Below are 3,552 nucleotides of genomic sequence, written 5' to 3'. Positions count from 1 at the left end.
TGTTAGAAATTATAGAATAATTAAAAGAAATAATTCTCTTAAAACCAAAATCATCTTTAATTATAGGTGAAAAAATAATTTGAGCAGTTACTAAATCTCTTGCAGTTGAAAGAACAAGATTAAAATCAGCTTTAGTTGGTAAATTATTAAGATTTAAATCTCCCAAGAGTTCTTTATCTATGGATTCATAAACAATAGAATTAACTTGCAAGTCACCATCTTGAAAACCTCTATAACTAGGCACTATATAATGCGCCCTTATAGATTGACTAAAATCATCATAATGAAACTCATCACCAGAAAAATAGGGAATCACTATTTGATTTGTGCCATAATACATCTCTTTTTTTTCAAACCAATTCAATTTTATTTCACCCTTAATTTGTGAAAAACTGACTGCAGGAATGAAGGCCAAAAAAAACAAAATTAATTTTCTCATTCTTTTTTTAACGTGATTTGTGTATTCCTAGTATTAATTGGTAAAAATAAATCAAAACATATCGTTTTAAATAATAATTATTATAAATTTGCGTTGTGATATATAAATTAATGTTAAAACTGAGTTTTACGTTATAACAAATTTTTTACGCTGTTTATCATTTAAACATATATTGCAGCACTAAATTATTACCTACTAAATAATATGAAAGCAAACAGAATTATGGGCCTACAAGTGTTACTCTCAATCATGTTGATTGTGGGTTTCTCTAGTTGTAGTAAAAAATCCAGCTCTAAAAACACATCAAGAGCAACCGGTTGGAACATGGATAGCAAGAAAGGAGCCAGTAAAAAGAAGCAAGAAGCTGGACCAGGATTGGTTTTTGTAGAAGGAGGTACATTTACCATGGGTAAAGTTGAAGATGACGTTATGCACGACTGGAACAACTCACCTACTCAACAACACGTTCAATCCTTTTACATGGACGAAACCGAAGTTACAAACTCTATGTATCTTGATTACTTAGAGTGGTTAAAAAGTGTATACCCTCCAACGGAAGAGAATTACAAAAACATATACGAAGGTGCTTCCCCTGACACATTAGTATGGAGAAATAGATTAGGTTATAATGAGACCATGACCAATAACTACTTGAGACACCCATCATATGCTGAGTATCCAGTTGTTGGTGTAAATTGGATTCAAGCGGTAGAATTTAGCAACTGGAGAACACAACGTGTTAACGAAGCATTGTTAGAGAAAAATGGCTATTTGAAGAAAAATGCCAAAACAAATGACGTATCAGCCGAAAGTAATTTTGACACTGAAACTTATTTGAACTCTCCAACATCTGCATACGGAGGAGACGAGACAATTGTTCTTAAAGGTAGAAATGCTAAAAAACCATCAAAAGGTGGTAAAAATGGTACGGCTATTGAACCAAAAAATGTTTACGCACAAAGATCATCCGGTATTTTACTACCAGAATACAGATTACCAACTGAAGCAGAATGGGAATATGCTGCTGCAGCAGATGCTGGACAAAGAGAATACAACATCTACAAAGGTCAAAAGAAATACCCATGGTCTGGAGGTTACACCCGTTCAGGAAAAAGACAATCAAAAGGTGATCAACTTGCTAATTTCAAACAAGGTAATGGAGATTACGGTGGAATTGCAGGATGGTCAGATGATGGTGCAGACATCACAAATGAGGTAAAAAAGTACCCAGCAAATGATTTTGGTTTATATGATATGGCTGGAAACGTTGCTGAATGGGTACAAGATGTTTACAGACCTATAGTAGATAATGAAGCAAATGATTTCAACTACTTTAGAGGTAACTTATATACTAAAAATATGATTGGTGCTGATGGTAAAATAGTTATTGTAACGAAAGACAATATCAAATATGACACCCTGAGTAATGGTAAAATTGTAGCGAGAAATTTACCAGGTCAAATTACACAAGTTCCTGTAGATGAGCAAGAAACTTATTTGAGACAAAACTTTGATAAAAGCAACAACATCAACTACAGAGATGGAGATAAGCAGTCTACAAGATATTATGATTTTGGAGACTCAGATGATGACAAAGCAAAATCAGAAAGAACAATGTACAATTCTCCTAAACACAATGTAACTACAGACAGTTTAGGTAAAATGGTTCGTAAATTTGATAAATCTAGCAAAAGAACTACTTTAATTAATGATCAATCTAGAGTATATAAAGGTGGTTCTTGGAGAGATAGAGCATATTGGTTAGACCCAGCTCAAAGACGTTATTTCCCACAAGATATGGCTACTGATTATATCGGATTTAGATGTGCTATGTCAAGGGTTGGACCAAAAGCAGATAAGAAAAGATCTGTTAGAAATAAATAAACACATTCAATAATACATACAATAATAGCCCTTTTTAGGGCTATTATTTTTTTAAATTATTTCGTATGGATATACAGGAAATTCATAGTTTGTTTTTAAAATGCAGTTCCATTTCAATTGACACTCGAAAAATTGAAAAAAACTCAATGTTTGTAGCCTTAAAAGGAGATCGTTTTGATGCTAATAAATTTACAAAAGAAGCATTACAGAAAGGCGCTGCATTTGTCATAATTGACAATTCTGACTACTTTATAGATAATAGAACGATACTAGTTCCGGACAGTTTAAAAGCACTACAACAACTATCACAATACCACAGAACTTTTTTAGGCTTAACCATTATTGCTCTTACCGGAAGTAATGGCAAAACAACTACAAAAGAACTTATTTCAAAAGTTCTTGCCATGAAATTTAATGTAAAATCAACAATTGGGAATTTAAATAACCATATTGGAGTACCTCTAACTTTACTTTCATTTACAAGTAAAACCGAAATAGGTATTGTTGAAATGGGTGCAAATCATCAACAAGAAATTGCTTTTCTTTGCGAGATAGCTAAACCAGATTACGGTTATATCACAAATTTTGGGAAAGCCCATCTTGAAGGATTTGGTGGTATCGAAGGTGTTATTAAAGGTAAAAGCGAAATGTATGATTTTTTACGAAAGAACAATAAAGTTATTTTTGTAAATCTTGATGACACTATTCAAGTAAAACAATCTCACGCAATTACTAATTATACATTTGGAATACAAAACCCTCTAGCCAATGTATCAATTGATGCAGTTACGGCAAATCCACTAGTTACAGTTGTATATAAGAATAAGGTTATAAATTCTCAATTAATAGGTTTGTATAACGCTAACAATATAAATGCAGCATTAACAATTGGAACCTTTTTTAAGATAACAGATGCACAAATTAAGGTAGCACTCGAAAATTACATACCTGAGAACAATAGGTCTCAATTGATTACAAAGAATACAAATTCGATTATTTTGGATGCTTATAACGCTAATCCAAGTAGTATGAAGGTAGCAATTGAAAACTTTTTACAGTTAGAAAACCCAAATAAAATTCTAGTATTAGGTGACATGTTTGAACTAGGTACAGATAGCATGAAGGAACACGAAGGAATTGTTAAAATGCTGTCAAATACTAATAATGTGCATTGTTACTTTGTAGGCAAGGCATTTTACGAAACAAAAATAGACAAAACAAATTTTTTC

The 3,552-nt window shown here is 32.2% G+C and carries 2 protein-coding genes and 1 pseudogene; 2 read left to right on the top strand and 1 reads right to left on the bottom strand.

Annotated features, from left to right (window positions below; all coding sequences use genetic code 11):
* Positions 1-439 (bottom strand): annotated as a pseudogene (locus tag FPG59_RS14865) (peptidase C25); the annotation flags it as partial.
* Between the two features lie 204 nt (positions 440-643).
* On the opposite strand from FPG59_RS14865, the gene gldJ reads away from it, so the two are divergent.
* Together gldJ and murF are read left to right on the top strand one after the other, a co-directional pair.
* The gene (gene gldJ / locus FPG59_RS14860) at positions 644-2,323 is read left to right on the top strand and encodes a gliding motility lipoprotein GldJ (protein ID WP_086455345.1); all 1,680 of its coding nucleotides are present in this window, start codon (positions 644-646) and stop codon (positions 2,321-2,323) included.
* A 65-nt stretch (positions 2,324-2,388) separates the two neighbouring features.
* A partial coding sequence (gene murF, locus FPG59_RS14855; protein WP_140344686.1) for a UDP-N-acetylmuramoyl-tripeptide--D-alanyl-D-alanine ligase occupies positions 2,389-3,552 on the top strand: 1,164 nt, incomplete at its 3' end.

It is taken from the genome of Flavobacterium sp. FPG59 (genome assembly GCF_002150205.1).
Taxonomy (GTDB): Bacteria; Bacteroidota; Bacteroidia; order Flavobacteriales; family Flavobacteriaceae; genus Flavobacterium.
Note: the sequence above shows the minus strand (reverse complement) of the source record. Positions and strands in the feature narration are given on the sequence as shown.

What these genes read in the sequence shown, in the direction of transcription:
- gldJ (WP_086455345.1), top strand. Translation starts at nt 644, where the DNA reads ATGAAAGCAAACAGAATTATGGGCCTACAAGTGTTACTCTCAATCATG.